Annotated in this window: 20 protein-coding genes; 7 read left to right on the top strand and 13 right to left on the bottom strand. The window is 59.2% G+C overall.

The window, feature by feature from the left end; genetic code table 11:
• The first annotated feature begins 3 nt into the window (after nucleotides 1–3).
• Nucleotides 4–846 carry a bifunctional helix-turn-helix domain-containing protein/methylated-DNA--[protein]-cysteine S-methyltransferase gene (locus tag ACR0IP_RS16400; RefSeq protein WP_170379373.1) on the top strand — a complete coding sequence of 281 codons (843 nt, stop codon included), beginning with the start codon at nucleotides 4–6 and terminating at the stop codon, nucleotides 844–846.
• 174 nt (nucleotides 847–1,020) lie between these two features.
• Nucleotides 1,021–1,458 carry a glyoxalase superfamily protein gene (locus ACR0IP_RS16395; protein ID WP_480526742.1) on the top strand — a complete coding sequence of 146 codons (438 nt, stop codon included), beginning with the start codon at nucleotides 1,021–1,023 and terminating at the stop codon, nucleotides 1,456–1,458.
• A gap of 55 nt (nucleotides 1,459–1,513) precedes the next feature.
• Here ACR0IP_RS16395 and ACR0IP_RS16390 read toward each other — a convergent pair whose 3' ends face one another.
• Nucleotides 1,514–2,953: an aldehyde dehydrogenase family protein gene (locus ACR0IP_RS16390; protein WP_480526740.1), complete on the bottom strand. Its 1,440-nt coding sequence runs from the start codon at nucleotides 2,951–2,953 to the stop codon at nucleotides 1,514–1,516.
• 203 nt (nucleotides 2,954–3,156) lie between these two features.
• Here ACR0IP_RS16390 and ACR0IP_RS16385 point away from each other — a divergent pair, with 203 nt between their 5' ends.
• Nucleotides 3,157–3,807, top strand: coding sequence for a peroxiredoxin (locus ACR0IP_RS16385; RefSeq protein WP_170459651.1), 651 nt, complete (start codon nucleotides 3,157–3,159; stop codon nucleotides 3,805–3,807).
• Between the two features lie 70 nt (nucleotides 3,808–3,877).
• Here the strand turns inward: ACR0IP_RS16385 and ACR0IP_RS16380 are convergent, their stop codons facing one another.
• On the bottom strand, nucleotides 3,878–4,609 hold the full coding sequence (locus ACR0IP_RS16380; RefSeq protein WP_480526926.1) for a glycosyltransferase family 25 protein: 732 nt from the start codon (nucleotides 4,607–4,609) through the stop codon (nucleotides 3,878–3,880).
• A gap of 200 nt (nucleotides 4,610–4,809) precedes the next feature.
• On the opposite strand from ACR0IP_RS16380, the gene ACR0IP_RS16375 reads away from it, so the two are divergent.
• Nucleotides 4,810–5,445: a DUF1326 domain-containing protein gene (locus ACR0IP_RS16375; protein WP_170379365.1), complete on the top strand. Its 636-nt coding sequence runs from the start codon at nucleotides 4,810–4,812 to the stop codon at nucleotides 5,443–5,445.
• A 3-nt stretch (nucleotides 5,446–5,448) separates the two neighbouring features.
• Here the strand turns inward: ACR0IP_RS16375 and ACR0IP_RS16370 are convergent, their stop codons facing one another.
• Nucleotides 5,449–5,838 carry a nuclear transport factor 2 family protein gene (locus ACR0IP_RS16370; protein WP_170379363.1) on the bottom strand — a complete coding sequence of 130 codons (390 nt, stop codon included), beginning with the start codon at nucleotides 5,836–5,838 and terminating at the stop codon, nucleotides 5,449–5,451.
• 87 nt (nucleotides 5,839–5,925) lie between these two features.
• Nucleotides 5,926–8,073, bottom strand: a complete 2,148-nt coding sequence (gene pnp / locus ACR0IP_RS16365; protein ID WP_170767862.1) for a polyribonucleotide nucleotidyltransferase — start codon at nucleotides 8,071–8,073, stop codon at nucleotides 5,926–5,928.
• 426 nt (nucleotides 8,074–8,499) lie between these two features.
• On the opposite strand from pnp, the gene ACR0IP_RS16360 reads away from it, so the two are divergent.
• Complete coding sequence (locus tag ACR0IP_RS16360) at nucleotides 8,500–10,101, top strand: BCCT family transporter (protein ID WP_170473108.1); 1,602 nt, start codon at nucleotides 8,500–8,502, stop codon at nucleotides 10,099–10,101.
• Nucleotides 10,102–10,208: 107 nt separating this feature from the next.
• Here the strand turns inward: ACR0IP_RS16360 and rpsO are convergent, their stop codons facing one another.
• From rpsO to rbfA, 6 genes are all read right to left on the bottom strand, one after another.
• A complete protein-coding gene (rpsO, locus tag ACR0IP_RS16355) occupies nucleotides 10,209–10,478 on the bottom strand; it encodes a 30S ribosomal protein S15 (RefSeq protein ID WP_170379357.1) in 270 nt (89 codons plus the stop codon).
• Between the two features lie 143 nt (nucleotides 10,479–10,621).
• Nucleotides 10,622–11,689, bottom strand: coding sequence for a calcium-binding protein (locus ACR0IP_RS16350; RefSeq protein ID WP_480526736.1), 1,068 nt, complete (start codon nucleotides 11,687–11,689; stop codon nucleotides 10,622–10,624).
• A gap of 37 nt (nucleotides 11,690–11,726) precedes the next feature.
• Nucleotides 11,727–12,230: a DUF1643 domain-containing protein gene (locus ACR0IP_RS16345; RefSeq protein WP_425084882.1), complete on the bottom strand. Its 504-nt coding sequence runs from the start codon at nucleotides 12,228–12,230 to the stop codon at nucleotides 11,727–11,729.
• 21 nt (nucleotides 12,231–12,251) lie between these two features.
• Entirely contained in the window at nucleotides 12,252–13,157 is a 906-nt protein-coding gene (truB, locus tag ACR0IP_RS16340; protein WP_425084883.1) for a tRNA pseudouridine(55) synthase TruB, read from the bottom strand.
• A gap of 60 nt (nucleotides 13,158–13,217) precedes the next feature.
• Entirely contained in the window at nucleotides 13,218–13,931 is a 714-nt protein-coding gene (locus ACR0IP_RS16335; protein WP_480526733.1) for a phosphodiester glycosidase family protein, read from the bottom strand.
• Between the two features lie 17 nt (nucleotides 13,932–13,948).
• Nucleotides 13,949–14,344, bottom strand: coding sequence for a 30S ribosome-binding factor RbfA (gene rbfA / locus ACR0IP_RS16330; protein WP_170379347.1), 396 nt, complete (start codon nucleotides 14,342–14,344; stop codon nucleotides 13,949–13,951).
• A gap of 92 nt (nucleotides 14,345–14,436) precedes the next feature.
• Here rbfA and dapB point away from each other — a divergent pair, with 92 nt between their 5' ends.
• Nucleotides 14,437–15,246 carry a 4-hydroxy-tetrahydrodipicolinate reductase gene (gene dapB, locus ACR0IP_RS16325; RefSeq protein WP_480526731.1) on the top strand — a complete coding sequence of 270 codons (810 nt, stop codon included), beginning with the start codon at nucleotides 14,437–14,439 and terminating at the stop codon, nucleotides 15,244–15,246.
• Nucleotides 15,247–15,340: 94 nt separating this feature from the next.
• The gene (locus ACR0IP_RS16320; protein ID WP_480526729.1) at nucleotides 15,341–16,450 is read left to right on the top strand and encodes an NADase-type glycan-binding domain-containing protein; all 1,110 of its coding nucleotides are present in this window, start codon (nucleotides 15,341–15,343) and stop codon (nucleotides 16,448–16,450) included.
• A 3-nt stretch (nucleotides 16,451–16,453) separates the two neighbouring features.
• Here the strand turns inward: ACR0IP_RS16320 and ACR0IP_RS16315 are convergent, their stop codons facing one another.
• Genes ACR0IP_RS16315 through tmpA form a run of 3 tightly spaced genes read right to left on the bottom strand, consistent with a single transcriptional unit; the run spans nucleotide 16,454 to nucleotide 18,842 of the window.
• On the bottom strand, nucleotides 16,454–17,122 hold the full coding sequence (locus ACR0IP_RS16315) for an ureidoglycolate lyase (RefSeq protein WP_480526727.1): 669 nt from the start codon (nucleotides 17,120–17,122) through the stop codon (nucleotides 16,454–16,456).
• A complete protein-coding gene (tmpB, locus tag ACR0IP_RS16310; RefSeq protein ID WP_480526725.1) occupies nucleotides 17,119–17,709 on the bottom strand; it encodes a (R)-1-hydroxy-2-trimethylaminoethylphosphonate oxygenase in 591 nt (196 codons plus the stop codon). The genes ACR0IP_RS16315 and tmpB overlap by 4 nt, the downstream gene beginning before the upstream one ends.
• Entirely contained in the window at nucleotides 17,706–18,842 is a 1,137-nt protein-coding gene (gene tmpA / locus ACR0IP_RS16305; RefSeq protein WP_170379338.1) for a 2-trimethylaminoethylphosphonate dioxygenase, read from the bottom strand. The genes tmpB and tmpA overlap by 4 nt, the downstream gene beginning before the upstream one ends.
• Nucleotides 18,843–18,886: the final 44 nt, after the last annotated feature.

The following is an 18,886-nucleotide window of genomic DNA, read 5'->3' as shown; positions in this document are numbered from 1 at the left end:
GCCATGAACGTCCAGACCCCCGAAAGCGGATACCACTACAACGTCATGCGCCGCGCGATCGAGCTGATTGATCAGGGCGGCGAAACCCTCAGCCTTGAAGAGCTGGCTGGTCAGATGGGCATGAGCCCCGCCCATTTCCAGCGCCTGTTCTCGCGCTGGACTGGGGTATCGCCGAAGCGCTACCAGCAATACCTGACGCTGGGCCATGCCAAGGCGCTGCTGCGGGAACGATTCACCACGTTGGAGACTGCCCATAATGTCGGCCTGTCCGGCAGTGGCCGGCTGCATGATTTGTTCCTGAAATGGGAATCCATGAGCCCCGGTGAATACGCCCGAAAAGGCGCGGGGCTGGCGGTCTACTGGGGGTGGTTCGATTGTCCCTTTGGACCAGCCTTGGTCATGGGGACTGACAAGGGCATTTGCGGAATTGCCTTCGGTGCCGAAACCGGCGAGGCCGCCGCGATGAAGGATATGACCGCGCGTTGGCCCAAGGCCAATTTCGTCGAGGATACCGAAAAGCTGCGTCCTTGGGTCGAGGCCTCCTTTGGCGCGGACCGGTCCGAGACACCACTGCATCTGATCGGCTCGCCCCTGCAGATCAAGGTTTGGGAGGCGCTGATGCACATCCCCTCGGGTCAGGTCACAACCTATTCAGAGATCGCGCAGCGGGTGGGGTCGCCTCAGGCGGTGCGCGCGGTGGGGACAGCGGTTGGGCGCAATCCGGTTAGCTGGCTGATCCCCTGTCACCGGGCCTTGCGCAAGTCGGGCGGTCTGGGCGGATACCATTGGGGTCTGCCGGTGAAGCGCGCGATGCTGGCCTATGAGGCCGCGCAAGCGGATGCCTGATTGACTCTGCAACCAACTAGTGCAAAAGGACGCGCAAGGTTTGGGTCCCCTGCCGTTCGCGGGCTTTGGCTTTGGTGAAACCCTGAATATGAACATCTGTTGCCACTTTAACGGCGCGCGGATGGCAATGCGAACCCCGTCCTGATTTCGCGCCCGTTTAAGGAAACGAGGCACATGATGACGATACAAAAGACGATCCCACCTGTGGACGAGTTGAAAGCGCAGGCCAAGCGCTTGCGTGAAGATTTACGCGCCAGAGAGATGACCCTGTCACATAGCGACGCGTTGGAGATGCTGGCCCATCAATATGGCGTTCGGGATTGGAATACACTGCACGCCAAAGCTGAAAACCGCATGCACTTGCGTGTCGGAGATCGGGTTGAAGGGCGATATCTGGGGCAGCCGTTCTCAGCCGAAATACGCGGCATGACCCTGTTGGGTGACGGATCCAACCGCAGGGTTACCCTGCATTTTGAAACGCCAGTTGATGTGGTGCAGTTCGAGAGCTTTTCCTCGTACCGCCAACGTGTAACCGGGGTGATCGGTTGGGATGGACGCTCAGCGCAAAAGACATCGGACGGGCAACCCCAGCTGGTTGTGCGTCCAGCCTAAAAAAGGGTGAGGCTCTGCCCTAGCCTCACCAATCTTTCTGGATCAGGCCATATGGCTATTCTGCGGCCCAGCCGCCGACGGCTTTGATCTCAAGGAAGTCTTCCAGACCGAATACGCCGCCCTCGCGACCATTGCCGGACTGCTTCATGCCGCCGAACGGAGAACCCGCGCTGCGCGACTGACCGTTCATCTCAACCATCCCGGACCGCAATACCCGCGCCATACGGTTGGCGCGCGCGCCGTCCTGTGTCTGGACATAGTTGGTCAGGCCATAGGGCGTGTCATTGGCGATCTCGACGGCTTCTTCTTCGGTGTCGAAGGGGATCATGGTCAGGACCGGGCCAAAGATCTCTTGCCGCGCAATGGTCATCTGGTTATTGGCATCGGCAAACACCGTGGGGCGCACATAGTAGCCCTTGTTCAGCCCCTCGGGCCGCCCGGTGCCACCTGCGACCAGCCGCGCGCCTTCATCGATACCAACTTGGATCAGGTCCTGAATCTTGGTCCACTGAAGCTCATTCACAACGGGCCCGATATGGCGGCCTTCCTCCGTGGCCGGGCCGACCGTGACAGCGTTGGCCACTTCGGCTGCGGTCTCCACCGCCTTGTCATAAATCGGGCGCTGCACCAGCATCCGGCTGGGGGCGTTACAGCTTTGGCCGGTGTTGTTCATCATGTGCAGCACACCGCGTTTCACGGCTTTCTCATCCGCATCCTCAAAGATCACGTTGGCGCCTTTGCCGCCCAGTTCCAGATGCACCTTCTTCAGCGTATCTGCAGCGCTTTTCGAAATCGCAGTGCCCGCGCGGGTCGAGCCGGTGAAGCTGATCATGTCCAAATCCGGATGCGCAGAGAGTTGCGAACCGACACCCACGCCATCACCGTTCACCAGGTTGAATACTCCGGGTGGGAAACCAGCCTCGTCCATCAGTTCGGCAAAGATCATCGCATTCAGCGGGCTCTGCTCGGACGGTTTCAGAACCATGGTACAACCCGCGATGGCCGCCGCGCCGACTTTGAGGGTGATCTGGTTCATCGGCCAGTTCCACGGCGTGATCAGACCGGCTACCCCCACGGCCTCATAGATGATGCGATCATTGGGGGCGTGATCGCCCAAGGGACGCTCGAATTCAAACGCCTTGGCGGCGCGGATGAAGTTCTTCAGGTGATAGATCCCGGCACCCGATTGAGCCGTGCGCGACATGTCGATCGGCGCGCCCATCTCAAGCGACATGGCCTGCGCCAGGTCCTCGGACCGGGTCATGTAGAGGTCGGCCAGCTTTTCAACCATGGCGATACGCTCTTGGACCGGCGTGGCCATCCAGCCGGGCAAAGCCGCCTTGGCCGCGGCAACAGCAGCGTCAGTGTCGGCATGCGCGCCGAGGGAGATCACCGCGCAGGGTTCCTCGGTCGAGGGGTTGATAACCTCGAAATCATTCGTCTGAGACGGGGCAACCCATTGACCGTTAATGTAGAAATCGCGTTTTTCGATCATGGCGTATCCTCCGGGCCGTGATGTCAAAGACTGGTTTTGTCGCGCAGTCTGTCATTCGCTCTGAGGCGCGGCAAGGGGGTAATTTGATCAAATTTGTTTGGCGATGCCTCGGAAAAAGACTTTTGCGGAAGGTTTAACTCTGGCGCAAAGTGGTTAGGTTCACTGCATTCGACTCGGTCAGTAGCCAAAGAAGGAGTTGCACCATGGGTTTGCGTATCAACGACACGGTCCCGAATTTCACCGCAGAGACGGATCAGGGCACCATTCAGTTTCACGATTGGATTGGTGACAGCTGGGCGATCCTGTTCTCGCATCCCAAGGACTTCACCCCGGTCTGCACCACCGAGTTTTCGGCTGTTGCTCAGCTGAACGACGAATGGGCGGCGCGCAATACCAAGGTGATCGGTGTTTCGGTCGACGGGGTCGAGGACCACAAGAAGTGGAAGAAAGACATCGAAGCCTATGGTAAGGCAAACCCCGGTTTCCCGATCATTGCAGATGACGGGTTGGCGGTGTCCAAGGCCTTTGACATGCTTCCCGCCGAGGCCTACCTGCCCGATGGCCGAACGCCTGCAGATAGCGCCACTGTGCGTTCGGTTTTCATCATCGGACCCGACAAGCAGTTGAAGTTGTCGATGACTTATCCGATGACCGTGGGCCGGAACTTTGCTGAGATTCTGCGGGCGTTGGACGGGCTGCAGATGTCGTCCAAGGGTGTTGCGACACCTGCGAACTGGGTGCCGGGTGAGGATGTGATCATCCCGCCGACCGTTTCGAACGAAGACGCCAAGGCGAAGTTTGGTGAGTTCGAGACGATCTTTCCTTATCTGCGGAAGACCAAGGCTCCGTCCTGATTTAGGCCGGGTCAGGGGGGCTGTCTGCCCCCCTATCGCGCCTGAGGAGCAATTCCCCCCGAGGATATTTTCAGCCAGATGAAGCAGGCGGGCGCTGCGGGTGCAGGTGGAGCTGTGCTCGGTAAGCGGCGCGTTTGACTTCTCGGGTCAGTTTGTCTGAGAAGGGTGGTTTCGTCTGGATGGTCGAGCCGCCGATATCGCGGGCCACTTCGCGGTTGCCGCTCCCCAGAAGGGCATGGATTGGCTGACCGGTGATCCAGTGCATTTGCAGGAATGTATCCACTGGGCGGTCGATTTGATCGGTTGCCTTCAGGAGCCGTTTGGCGGCGTTGCGGCCGACCATCTGGCAGACGCATTGCAGGCCGATCACTTTGGGCAAGATCAGGCTTAGGCCATCTTGCTCGGTAAGTGTGTGGGCCGCGACTTCGCGTTGTTTGACGGGGATGCGGATATAGTGGTCCGGGCTAGCGATGGCGTGCAGCATTTTGATTGCTTGGGCCATTTTGTCAGGATCGACGCTCAGGTCATCCTCGGTGATGATGGCCAGGTCGATCTCTTCATCCACCAGTTTTTGCCAGAGGCGCCTGTGGCTTTGGAACACGCCGATTTCTGCCGGGCGGAGGTCGAACGGGTAGTGTGGTTTGTGCAGGGTGCCGGGGTGCAGGCGGACATCTGCGATCTGGTCCGGGTCGCGCCCATTGGTCGCCTCGAACAGTTCGGCATTCGGCAGGTCGTTGCACAGCTGGTCTGCATTGGCGCGGCGGGCCGTGCTGGAAGACATATGGATGACAAAGGATCGCATGATGCGTGAATAGAACACGGGCGCGTGAGGGGGAAGAGCAACGCGAGAGAAATGGGCGTTCATTTTTTGCAAGCTGAACTAGTGCGAGCGGTGTCGGCGACCGGTTCTTGAAAGGACAGAAATATGCTAGGGTGCGATAGGCAGACGAACCAGGCATCCGCACCATCGGGCGATCACACTGTGAAACACAGGAGAAGACGATGGCTTTTACAGATTGGTATGTTGAAGGTGATGCTTTTGGGAACTGTAATTGCGGTTACGCGTGCCCTTGCCAGTTCGAGGAACTTCCAACACAGGGCAATTGCCGTGGGTTCGAAGTGCTTGAAGTCTCGAAAGGCCATTTTGGAGATACCGACTTAGCGGGTGCCAAGGCTGCATTGATCTATGCCTGGCCGGGTCCGATCTTTGAGGGCGGAGGCGAAATGCAGGTGATCATCGATCCAAGCGCCTCAGATGCTCAGAGGGCCGCACTAGAAAAGGTCTTTCACGGGGAAGAGACCGAAGAGATGGCGACCCATTGGTTCGTCTTCCGCGCGATGTGCAATACCGTGCATGAGACTCTGTTTCTGCCGATAGATTTCGAGATGGATATGGAGGAGCGTACGGCCAAGGTGTCTATCGGTGATGTGCTGAATTCGACTGGCCGTCCTATTGAAGCGCCGCATGGTGGTGGCCCACATCGCGTGCGGATCGACATTCCCGGCGGGATTGAGTTCACTTTAGCCGAGATCGGCAGTGCCTCGACCAAGGCCGACGCGGCGATCAAGCTGGACCTGAACGACAGTTACGGGCAGTGGCATCTTATGAAGCACGGGCCGTCGGGGGTGGCGCACTAAGGATCAGGCTTCTCCAAAATCCACAAGAACCGGTGCGGTATCGTAGATGATCCGCACCGATTGGAATCGGGTTTGATCCTCGGTCAGTTCAAACAGGTCTACGCATTCAATCGTTTCAGGGTGCCCGTTTCGGATGGTGCGGGTGTAGTTGAAATGCACCGCCATCTGCGGCGCGCCGGATGTGTCGGCAAAGGTGTTCTTGTGAAGGGTGGACCGGTGGCTCGTGATATTCATAACGTTGGTATAGAAGTCACGCGCCGGTTGCTTGCCCGATATCGGAGAGGTTGCCGTCGCGTCCTCGGCAAACAGGTTTAGCATCGCGGTTAGGTCACCGCTTTCGATGGCTTGTAGGTACAGCCGCGCCAGTTCATCCATCTGCTCCTTGTTAGACATCGCTAACCCTCCTGCTGGGCGGCACTGTAGCACAAAAAAGGCCCCGGTGGTTTCACCGGGGCCTTCATCATTTGAAAGTAGAACAGATTACTCTGCGTCTTCTTTCTTTTCTTTCTTCTCGGGAACGATCTCTTCGCCGGTTTCCTGATCGACGACTTTCATCGACAAGCGGACTTTGCCGCGATCGTCAAAGCCCAGCAGCTTGACCTTAACTTCCTGACCTTCTTTCAGGACATCCGACGGATGGTTCAGGCGGCGGTTTTCGATCTGGGACACGTGGACCAGGCCATCGCGCTTGCCAAAGAAGTTCACGAAGGCACCGAAGTCGACGATCTTGACCACTTTACCGGTGTAGATCTGACCTTCTTCCGGCTCGGCCACGATCGAATAGATCATGTCATAGGCCTTCTGGATCGATTCACCATCCGGCGAGGCGATCTTGATGACGCCGTCGTCGTTGATGTCGACCTTGGCACCCGAAACCTCAACGATTTCGCGGATGACCTTACCGCCCGAGCCGATCACTTCGCGGATCTTGTCGGTTGGGATGTTCATGGTCTCGATGCGCGGAGCGTGGACCGAGAATTCGTTGGTCTCGGACAGGGCTTTGCCCATCTCGCTCAGGATGTGCATACGGCCGTCTTTGGCCTGTGCCAGAGCGGTTTCCATGATCTGCGGCGTGATGCCTGCGACCTTGATGTCCATCTGCAGCGAGGTGATGCCGTTTTCGGTACCCGCCACTTTGAAGTCCATGTCGCCCAGGTGGTCTTCGTCACCTAGAATGTCGGTCAGAACAGCGTATTCGCCGTCATCTTCCAAGATCAGACCCATGGCCACACCGGCAACCGGTGCTTTCAGCGGAACGCCCGCATCCATCATCGACAGCGAACCGCCGCAGACAGAAGCCATCGAGGACGAGCCGTTGGATTCGGTGATCTCGGACACCACGCGAACGGTGTAGGGGAAGTCGGTCGGCGCAGGCAGAACCGCCTGCAGCGCGCGCCATGCCAGCTTGCCGTGGCCGATCTCACGACGGCCGGGCGAGCCAACGCGGCCCACTTCACCCACCGAATACGGAGGGAAGTTGTAGTGCAGCAGGAAGTTCGATTTGAAGTTGCCATGCAGCGCGTCGATGAACTGCTCATCGTCACCGGTGCCCAGCGTGGTCACGGCCAGCGCCTGAGTTTCACCACGGGTGAACAGGGCGGAACCGTGCGTACGCGGCAGCAGCGAGGTTTCGGCTTCGATGGCACGCACGTCGGTGGTCGAACGACCGTCGATACGCTTGCCGCCCTTGACGACGTCACCGCGCAGGATGCCAGCTTCCAGCTTTTTCATCGCGGAACCCAGGTTCGCGTCTTCCAGCTGTTCCTCGGTCAGCGCTTCTTTGATCGCTTCACGGGCCGCGGCAACAGCTGCGGTGCGCTCTTGCTTGTCGGTTATTGCGAACGCGGCGCGCATCTGCTCTTCACCGGCGGCCGAAACAGCGGCGTACAGCTCCGAGTAATCGGGGGCGACGAACTCAAACGGCTCTTTCGCGGTTTCTTCGGCCAGATCAATGATCAGGTCCAGAACCGGCTGGATTTGCTCATGCGCGAAGTTCACGGCACCCAGCATTTCTGCCTCGGATAGTTCGTAGGCTTCCGATTCCACCATCATCACGGCGTTCTTGGTACCGGCCACAACCAGGTCCAGACGCTGTTCGGGGTTCAGGCGCAGGTCCTGCATGTCGTCCACGGTCGGGTTCAGGACGTATTCGCCATCCACGAAACCAACGCGGGCACCGGCGATCGGGCCCATGAACGGCGCGCCGGAAATGGTCAGAGCAGCCGAGGCAGCGATCATTGCAACGATGTCGGGGTCGTTGACCAGATCGTGGCTCAGCACGGTGCACATCACCAGAACTTCGTTTTTGAAGCCGTCAACGAACAGCGGGCGGATCGGACGGTCAATCAGACGCGCGGTCAGCGTCTCTTTCTCGGTCGGGCGCGCCTCGCGCTTGAAGAAGCCACCCGGAACTTTACCGGCGGCATAGTATTTCTCTTGGTAGTGGACGGTCAGCGGGAAAAAATCCTGACCGGGCTTTTGTTGCTTGGCAAAGGTCACGTTGGCCATGACGCTTGTTTCGCCCAGCGTGGCAATCACGGTGCCGTCCGCCTGACGGGCAACCTTGCCGGTTTCCAGTGTGAGCGTCTCTTCGCCCCACTGCATAGATTTCTTAGTTACATCAAACATATGCGTATCCTAGAACGGAGCACTCCCGCCCCTGCGGGTCTCCGGTTTGCATGGCGGCCCCATTGCCGCCGACCCCACTTTATCTTCCATTCGAGTGCCGGGGTCAGGGCACAACGTCTCAGATACCCGCGCGCATACATGAGAATGCTTTGAAAGGAAAGGGGAACCGCTGCGATTGGCAGAAACGTGCAGACTGGTATTTGAGCACCCTCCGCAGCACCATTTTTGAGGCTGTGAGACGTCAGTTCCCAAGGGGCGTAAGATTCAAAAAAATGAATGAGTTTTGAAAAAACTGTATGCAGTGTAGACTGTTAACACTGAACCCACGGTCGAAGAGACGGGAATACGCCAAGGGGGTAACATACTCATATCCGTCAGCCGGCCGACTACCTTGGCGTTTGCAGCTTGCGAGCAAAGGGGCAAAGTATGGCTCAAACCAAGAAAATGCTGGATCCGGATCCGCGGATCTACGATTTCGAAACCGAGTATGAATTGGGTCAGGACAATGTCCGGCCATTCGGTTTGGATATCCACAACCCGGTCTTCCTGATCTCGAGTATTTTGATCTTTGCGTTCGTTTTGATCGCATTGGCCAATCAAGAGGCCGCGGCCGCCTTTTTTGGCTGGCTCAGACCATGGCTCACCAGCACGTTTGACTGGTTCCTCGTCCTGTCAGTGAACGCCATCACCCTGTTCTGTCTGGTTCTGATCGTTCTGCCGGTCGGCAAAGTCAGGATCGGTGGCAAAGACGCCAAACCTGACTATTCCTATGCCGGATGGATCGCGATGATGTTCGCCGCCGGTATTGGTATCGGCCTGCTGTTTTTCGGCGTGATGGAGCCGGTTTACTACAACTTTGCCGAAGGTGGGAACGCCCGGCCTCTGGGTATCGACATCGCAGTGCCCGGCAATGAGTATATTGGTATTGTCGGCACGATCCACCATTGGGGCCTTGAAGGCTGGGCGGTATATGCCGCCGTTGGTCTAAGTCTTGCGATCTTTGCCTATAACCTTGATTTGCCTCTGACTTTGCGCTCGGCTTTCTATCCGCTTCTGGGTGAGCGTGTCTGGGGCTGGTGGGGTCACCTGATCGACACGCTGGCGGTGTTTGCCACGCTGTTCGGTCTGACGACCTCGCTGGGTCTTGGGGCGCAGCAAGTTGCTGCTGGGTTGAACGAGGTGTTCGGCATCGAACCCAGCCCGACCGTCACCGTCCTGCTGATCATTGGCATCACGCTGATTGCGCTGGGCTCGGTCCTGCTGGGTATGGATGCGGGCGTAAAACGGTTGAGTGAGATCAACATGATCATGGCTGTTGGTCTGTTCCTTTTCGTCATCATTGTCACCGGTGTGGGTACAGCCATTTCGCGGTATTTCAACGTGATGGTGGATTACGTGACCCATCTACCGGCACTCTCCAATCCATTCGGGCGAGAAGACACCAGCTATTTCCATGGCTGGACGACCTTCTACTGGGCCTGGTGGATCGCATGGTCGCCCTTTGTGGGCATGTTCATCGCCCGCATTTCCAAGGGCCGCACAGTGCGTGAGTTCATCCTCTGCGCGCTACTGGCCCCCACGGCGGTTTGCGCCCTGTGGATGTCGACCTTCGGCGGCGCCGCTATCGACATGCTGAACGCAGGCGGAGCCGAAGGCGTGCGCGCCACCGTGATCGACAGCTATGCCCCCGAGGGCGCCCTGTTCGGCTTCCTAAAGGAACTGCCGCTCTACGGCATCATCGCGCCGATCGCCCTGATATTGATCGTCGTGTTCTTTGTGACCTCGTCGGATTCAGGCTCGTTGGTGATTGATACGATTACCGCCGGAGGCAAGATGGATGCACCGGTGATCCAACGGGTGTTCTGGTGCACGCTTGAGGGTTTGGTCGCGATCGCTTTGCTCTTGGGCGGCGGTCTTGCGGCTCTACAAGGCGCAGCGGTGTCAACGGGCATCCCGTTCACATTGGTGGTTCTGATGATGTGCTACTGCCTGTGGCTGGCGCTTAAATCGGAAAAAGCCAAGATGTAGCCAAGTATCAGACATGCAGGGCCTTCCAGCCCTAGCTACATGGCAATGCCAAAAAAAACGCCCGCTGTTTCGGCGGGCGTTTGATATCAGTTTGATCAGTTCTGATCTTAGCGGCGGATGCCCAGCTTTTTGATCAGGTCCTGATAGCGTGCTTCTTCCTTACCCTTCAGGTAGTCCAGCAGCTTACGGCGCTGGGCGACCATTTTCAGCAGACCGCGACGACCGTGGTTGTCTTTCTTGTGGGTCTTGAAGTGCTCGGTCAGGGTGGTGATGCGCGAGGTCAGGATGGCAACCTGGACTTCAGGCGAACCGGTGTCGCCCTCTTTGGTGCCGAATTCTTTCATGACGCGTGCTTTTTCAGCGGCAGTAATCGACATCGGGGTCTCCTTCAAAGGTTAGAGTTAATGGCGCAGGCCGGGATGTCGTCCAGCACAGGCCCATGGAGAAAACCGCACTGATTCCGATGCGGATGGGCGCGTATAGGCGCTTTTGGCGCGAATGGCAAAGGGATTCTGACGGCTCAGCCAGCGGGTAGGTATTCCGCCAACTCGGCCTCGGTCAGTAACTGGATATCGTCCACCGTCAACCCGTCGGCCCCGAACAGATGCGCGACCTCGTGGCCGTTGAGGCTGACGCGGGTCAGGTTCTCATTCTCGGGGTCCTGTTCGATTTCGATCTCGGGTGGGTCCTGATCTTCCCAGGTGATCAGCAGGCGGTCCTCACCGGGTTGAAAGCCCATCACGGTGACTTCGGATTTCTCCGTGTCGGCGATGATTTCATCCGCGCCTGCGCCTCCGGTCGCGACATCGCCGTCTTTGGCCAGGATCGTGTCCTCTCCCGCGCCGCCGTTCAGATAATCCGTCTCGCCCTTATCCTCATCACCCAGCAACAGGTCGTCGCCATCGCCGCCGAAGAGTGTATCCTCGCCCGCGCCGCCGGTCAGTGTGTCATCACCATAGCCGCCATGCAGGGCATCATTGCCTTCTCCGCCGTTCAGATCATCGTCACCCTGACCGCCATACAGCGCGTCGTTGCCTTCTCCACCCTGCAAATGGTCCTCGCCGAAATGACCATATAGCCTGTCATCGCCCTCGTCCCCGAACAGGGTGTCATCGTCTGCCTCGCCACGCAGTAGGTCATCGCCTTGACCGCCGTACAGTGTGTCCTCACCTTCGGCTCCGTGCATCACGTCGTCGCCATCGCCACCCATGATGTGGTCATCACCGCCATAGCCGTTGATCTGGTCCGTGCCGTCCTGCCCGGTTATGACATCGGCGTTGTCGCTTCCGGCGATCACCAGATCGCCTTCATGTTCCGAGATCACCGTGCCGCCGGTGTTGGTGTCGTCGCTGAGCTGCAGAGCGTCGACGCTTTCGCCCACGTCAAGGAACTCACCTTCGCTGATTTCGGTCTGGCTTTCGTCCTCCGCACCCTCGTCCTGCTCATCTTCGTCTTCGATGAACGCATCGCCAATGGCGTATGCCGCGCCGCCGACGGCAGCCAATCCGATCAAACCGGCCAGAAAAATATCGAACCCTCCGAAAGAAATGAGACGCCTTAGAGGCACTGTCCCATCCGAACGGTTCATCGGTCAAAGCATAGCTGACCGAGTGGTTAACCCTTTGTCACCAGGGTTCAGGCTGCTGGGTATAGGCGATGTAAAGCGGATGTTTGGGGTGCCCCTCTTTGGACAGGCCCAGATGAAACAGAGGCTGCCCGGTGCCGCGCAGCAGCGCCTCAACCGCTGGGCCGCGGTCCAGATGCGCGCCGTGGGTGCCCCAGGCGGCAATGATCTGATCGGCCCATTGAGCGCCATCCAGAATCGCCGTGTCGTTTGCCGGACCGACCGGATCAGCGGCGGCGCGCATCTTGCGCGGATCGGTGTCGCGCCAGGCAAAGATGTTGGTGACCTGAAACGCCCCGAACCCCAGCGCCCGTGCGCGGCGTTCGCAACGCTCGACCGTCGGGTCGTTCTGCACCTCGGTCGCGGTTGACGGGTTCAGCATCACAAACAGCGCTTTATGCCCTGCCGGATCCCAAACACGGGTCAGGCTATAGCGGTACTTCTCGCAATCCGAGTAGACGGCAGTCGAGGGCGCATCGCCCTTGGTATGCGTTCGGGTAATCATGCCCTTCGCCTAACACGGAGTTCAGGTGACGAACACCCGGCTTGGGTGCAGCTCGCCGGATTTGTAGATGCCCACCGCCACGGCCTTACCGTCGAGCGAGGCCCATGCCTCATCGCCATATTCCACGTCCGAGGCCAGTACCATGCCCGGATTGCCGTTGCGCAGACGAGTGGCGCCTTCGGGTGTACACTTCAGTTCGGGCAGGTCCGACAATCCGGTTTCCAGCGGATGCAGGTAGTCGTCCAGCGCGGTGGTCTTGGCCATCTCATCGATCTGTTCGACGGACAACCCATCCTCGGCCTCAAACGGACCGGACCAGATGCGGCGGAGTTCCTTGACGTGGCCGTGGCATCCCAAAGCCTCACCCAGATCACGCGCGATCGAGCGGACATATCCGCCTTTGCCACAGGTCATCTCCAGCACCACATGGTCTTCGTCAGGGCGGTCAACAAGGATCAGTTCTTCGACCCAGAGGGGGCGGGCGGACAGTTCTATCTCTTCGCCATCGCGGGCCAGCTTATAGGCGCGTTGCCCGTCGATCTTCACGGCCGAAAACTTGGGCGGCACCTGCATGATATCTCCCAAAAACAGGGCGAGTGCCTGTTTGATATCGTCATCCGAAGGACGCGCATCGCTTTGCGCAATCACTTCGCCCTCGGCATCGTCCGTGTTGGTCGCATGACCCAAACGCACGGTGAAAGTGTAGGCTTTCAGCGCATCGGTAATGTAGGGAACGGTCTTGGTCGCCTCACCCAAAGCCACGGCCAGAACACCGGTTGCTTCGGGGTCCAGAGTACCCGCATGGCCCGCTTTCTTGGCGTCCATTGCCCAACGCACCTTGTTGACCACTGCGGTCGAGGTCATGCCCGCAGGCTTGTCCACCACCAGCCAACCGGAAATGTCGCGGCCCTTGCGTTTGCGTCCCATATTGCACCTTGCCTTTTGCTAAGGCGCGCGGGTTAGCGGATCGTTTTGCCGCTGTCAAACTCAGGGCGCGTCTTCGACGACGCCTACGATTGGCCCCAGTGAGAACCCGATATCCGACCGGTTGCTGGCGCGTTCATACATGCGCGAGATATTTCCATCGAGGAACAGCGCATTCGGCGTTTCCAGCACGTCGCGGAACAGCCTGCCGAACTCATGGAAGGTCACGTAATCATCAGAGATCGCAAAGACCGTGCGCGTGCCATCAGCACTTGTGCCCACACCGTTGCGAATGTAGCGCGAGGTCGAATCGGGCAGGAATCGGGGGTGCAGTTCGCCGTCGATCACCAGCATTGGGCCGGATTGGGTTGCAAAACGGCACTGTGGGGCCTGATCCACGAAAGTGAGCGTTTCGAACACGTCAGCGCGGCCCTCGCGAATGCAGAACACCCCGTTGGGCAACAATCCGAAATTGCCCGGCCCGGAATTCGGGATCACACGCATCTTCTCTTGCCCGTTTTCCACATAGTGGCCGACGGGCGAGCGGTCGTCGTGATACATGCCCGCATTCATAGCAAAGACCAGCCGTTTGCCTTCGGGCTTGAGCGTGTCGTTTACCGATGAAAAATGTCCAAGCAGATCGCCCTGGTCATCGTTCAGAAACAGGCGTAGGTCTTCTGAGGCATCGACCTCGCAGACCGTGTACCGCTTGTCCTCATGGGTCAGCTTTTCACAAGTGACCGCATGGGCCTGCGCGGCCCAGAGAACCGCGCCCATTGTTACGAATGCCCGGATCACTCGTCCAAATCGCGGCGCACCGCGTCCTGTTCGAACATACGGCGGGTGTCGTCCAACCGGTCGAACGTGTCATCCAGACGGAACCGCAGATCGGGCGAGAATTTGAGGTTCAGCTTTTTGCCGATCATGCGCCGTAGTTCGCCTTTGTTGCGAGCGAGCAGGTCGATCACATCCTCTTGGCCTTTGCCGCCCAGCGGCAGCACATAGGCGGTTGCGATCTTGAGATCGGGCGAGGTGCGGACCTCACCCACGGTGATCGACATACGGTTCAGGTCGGGGTCGTGGACATCTCCGCGCGCCAGAACTTCGGACAGGGTGCGGCGGATCAGTTCGCCGACACGCAGTTGTCGTTGGGACGGGCCGGGGCCATCGTGGAATTTGTTCTTTGCCATACCTGACGATCTAAGCCCTAACCGAGCCTTTGCCAAGCGGGCGCGAACCGGGTAGGAGGCTTTGAGCCGACTTAGCGAAAAGGACCAGCGCAATGACCCATATTCCGGGGATCGTCATCACAGGAGCTTCGGGCCGTATGGGGCAGATGCTGATCAAGACCGTGACTGACAGCGATCAGGCGCGCTTGGTCGGTGTGGTCGAACGTGCGGGACATGACTGGATCGGTCAGGACGTGGGCACCGCGATGGGCGGCCAGGCGCTGGGCGTGACAGTGACAGACGATCCGCTGGAAGCCTTCGCACAGGCGCAGGCGGTGATCGACTTCACCGCGCCTGAGGCGACGCTGGAGTTTGCCGCGCTGGCCGCGCAGGCGCGCTGTGTCCATGTGATCGGCACAACCGGCATGACGGATGAACAGATCGCGGCGCTGGAACCCGCCGCGCGCCATGCGGTGATCGTGCGGGCCGGGAACATGAGCCTTGGGGTCAATCTTCTGGTGCAACTGACCAAAAAAGTCGCCGCTGCGCTGGACGAAGATTTCGACATCGAGGTGATCGAAGGCCATCACCACCACAAGGTCGACGCGCCCTCGGGCACAGCCCTGATGCTGGGTGAGGCTGCCGCTGAAGGGCGTGGTGTCAAGCTGTCGGATGTGGCCGACCGGGGCCGCGATGGCATCACCGGCGCGCGAAAGCGCGGAGACATCGGCTTCCACGCCATTCGCGGCGGAGACATCGTGGGCGAACACGACGTCCTGTTCGCCGCACCAGGAGAGCGTATCGTCCTGCGCCATCTGGCCACCGACCGGGCGATCTTTGCCCGCGGCGCGCTGAAGGCCGCGCTCTGGGGGCAGGGGAAATCACCGGGTCAGTACGACATGGTGGATGTGCTGGGGCTTTAAACCAACACAACCAATGAGATTTTTTGAACATGGGCTTTACCTGACGCTTGGACTCGATCCATGCTTGCCTCGTAAAGCAAAGGGGAAGAGTGTTTTGGTCAAGCCTGTCGCAGGGGCGTTTCTATTTTCGCTGGCCGCTGGCAGCGTATTGGCAGAGGACCAGCAGGTGGTTTGCACGGTCGAGGGCTGCAAGGAAATCACGCTGCAAAAGCCCCGCTTCAGTGAGTCTAGTGCGTTTTCAGTGCAGCAGGTTTGGGGTGTGGTGGACAGTATCCTGGCCGTTTCTGGCCTATTGCCAAATTTCGAGGTGCTTGAAACCAACGAGGTCGACAATGCAGCGGCTGTGATCTTTGAAGAACAGCGCTACCTCGCGTTCAACCCGGACTGGCTGTCGCAATACGAGGCGGACCCGAATGCCCATTGGCAGCTTTATGGGGTGATCGCCCATGAGGTCGGTCATCATCTTCAAGGCCATACGATCATCGAAGGAGGATCGCGCCCGCCCACCGAGTTAGAGGCAGATGAATACGCCGGGTTCGTTCTTGCCGCACTTGGGGCCAACCTGACGCAGGCTCGGTCTCTGTGGGAGACCTTACCGGCACAAGGGTCAGCGACCCATCCGCCCCGCCATCAGCGCCTTGCAGCGGTTGAGCGCGGATGGCTGCGACGCAACGGGCAGGCGCCATCCACTGCGACACCAACGGCTGAGCCGCCTGCACCCGAAGTGCCACCGCCTCCGGGTTGGCTTATGAACAGCTGTACCGGTATTTCGGTTGCCGGGCAGTGGGCGGATTTGTGTTTCAGTTCAGTTTTGAAGGCACAGGGCAGCAACAACTACGGCCCTCGAAATGTGACGGACCAAGACAACCGCACCGCTTGGGTGGAAGGCGCGCTGGGGCATGGCTACGGTGAAGCATTCGTTCTGGCTTTTGATTCACCCACTCGGATCAACCGCTGGGCAATTCGGAACGGCTATGCCAAATCTGAACGGACCTTCATCCGCAACAGTCGTGTGCGCGAGCTGAAATTGAGCTTTTCGAATGGTTCCACGACATCTTTCACCATCGACGACACATCTGACTGGCAAGAGACCAGTGCTTTGGCCAACTATGGTGCCGTATCCTGGGTCGTGTTCGAGATCGCCGATGTCTACCCCGGCACGCATTATCAGGACACGGCGATTACCGAGCTCGTCTTCGAGTGATCGTCAAAGATCCTTAACCTTGTCCGCGCGCAGCGGGCAGGCGAGATAGACGCCGAATTCTTTGCCGATATCTGCGCTGACGCGGGCGTGAACCGCGCCTTGCCGGTCGAGAAAGCGCTGGTTGTCTTCGACCGGGAAAATCCCCTCATGCCAAATGCCGGGATGGATATAGAGGCCGCGTGAGCCATCGCACCAGAAGGCCACCACTTTGTTCGGTGTTAGGTTGTCTCCGGGCAGGGCAACGGGAACGATGAAGGGCTTGTTGTCCAGCGGCCAGAACATCTGTCCACCGTCTGGGTGATAGTTCATGTGCCACAAAAGGACTTGATCGCGCGGTGCGCTCTGCCGCTCGACCTGTGCCTGCTGAGGATCAGTTGACCAACCCAGCACATAGTGGCCGCCCACCGCCTCATTCCGGCCGTAGAGGACATCGCCTTTCCACTGCCCATGGAACGTGCCTTCGACCCAGCCGCCTTCATCCCCGGTGCCTTCGTCGATGGGCCGCCAGCCTTGCTGCGGCCAGCGGGTGATCTCGATCTCGAACCCGTCGGGGTCATCGACCAGACAGCCATAACCTTTGACCGATGCGTCCGTGGCGCGGATTAGGGGAACCTCGTGCCACGGCAGCGAGGGTTTGGTGCTGGCTTCAAAGATATATTCCGGGGCGTTCATGGCGTACCCAAATGCTTGTCGACCATACGCTGCACCATCGGGGCGAAATGTGCAAAGTCAGGGGTTTCCATACCCGCGCGCTTTCCGGCCTCATCGAGATATCGCACCTGAATGATCTCTTTCAGGTTCGGGTTGGCCTCAAACTCGGTCACTTCTTCGGAACTCATCGGACCGCCTTGCAGTTCCAGCGTGTGGACCGAGGCGGCGGACAGCCGGTTGAAATACTCGGGCTTTGTGGCGCAAAGATACCGTTTGGCCGCCACATGGTAGCGGCAGCAATCGGTGATGACCGAGGGGAAGAACTGCTCCAGCACTTCGGCGCCTGCGTCTTCGTGATGGCGGTCCTCGGTGTCATCCGGGTGATATGTCCCGAATTCCGAAGTGAAGTGGCCGATGTCATGCAAAAGGGCACCCACGATGATCTCTTCGGGCATGCAGTTCTGTTCGGCGATGGTGGCCCCTTGCAGCATGTGTTCGGCCATGGTCACGGGCTCGCCCAGATATTCCTCGCCGCCGCGGCGGTCGAAGATATCGCCGATGAAGGCCACGATGTTGTCGCGGTTCAGGGTCGTGAAATCGGGCTTCATTCCGCCGCCTCCGGCTGCGCCATGTCCATAGCGGCCAGAGTGGACAGCAGCCCGTCCTTGTCGGCGTAGCAGCCCTGCAGCCACCGCGACCCTGCGCCCGAATAGCCAAGCCGCGCATGCAGCACGCGGGTGTTGTCGACGATGAAGCTCTCGCCCGGTTCAAGCTTGAACGACACGCCCATCGCAGGGTCGTCGATAATGTCCCCCAATTGGCGGTAGGCGGCGTAGTAGGCCTCCATCTTGTCAAAAGGCACGTCCACAAACGGCGCGGAGGAGCGGTTGTTGAACCGGATGCCGATGATTTCACCATCGGGGGACAGTTCGATCATCGGGCGGCGTGAGCGCAGGCAGACGCCGTCCGAGCCTTTGTATTCGAACCGCGCAGGATAGCCGGCCAGTAGGGCAAAACCCTCGGGGTTTTGGTCCCGCAGTTTTTCGGCGGCGCGGAACCCGTCAACCACGATCGAGTCGCCGCCCTCGGCGCTGTTTTCAAGACAGTAGAGGATTTGCAGCGTCGGCACCGGATCGCGATAGGGATTGTCGGTGTGGGCCTGCAGTCCCAACCCGGTATAGGCGAGGTTGGTCGGGTTCACCTCGGTCCGGACCTCGAAATAGGGGCCGTAGTTAGTCTCACGCACATAGCCAAACAGGTCGGCCACTTTCAGAAGCGATTCGGGCTCGGTCGGGCCACCGGTCAGTTTGGCAAGACCGTATTCGGCCACAGCCGCCAGCCAGTTGCGTTTGGCACTGGGGTCGACGTGAACCGCGTTCCACTCGCCGCTGGGGGCTGCGATGCCGCGTTCCCAAGTCGTGATATCGGGGGCTATGCGACCGAACTGGGCGCTTTGATCATGATCGTAGACGTGATCGGCCAGCCATGCGGCAGGGAAGGTGACGGTTTTGCCCTCTGGTTGGAAGGTGACACTCAGATCGCCGTCGATCACTTCGGCCGCGCTGACTGAGGTGTTTTCGGGGATGTCGCCAATGGTGATCAGACGCTGCCCGTTGCCTGGTGCGCGGGTGTCGGGGTCAAGCGCGTTGTCACGCAACCAGATGGCATGAAATCGGGCCGAGGTTCCGTCGGTGAATTCAACAGTCACAACCGAAGGGTCAAAGGTGGCGGTGCGCAGCATGGGGTCTCTCCTGTTCAGCGCGGGCTTTGCTTGAAGGGGATACG

It is taken from the genome of Ruegeria sp. AL11 (assembly GCF_056540865.1).
This window is presented reverse-complemented; position numbering and strand designations above follow the sequence as displayed.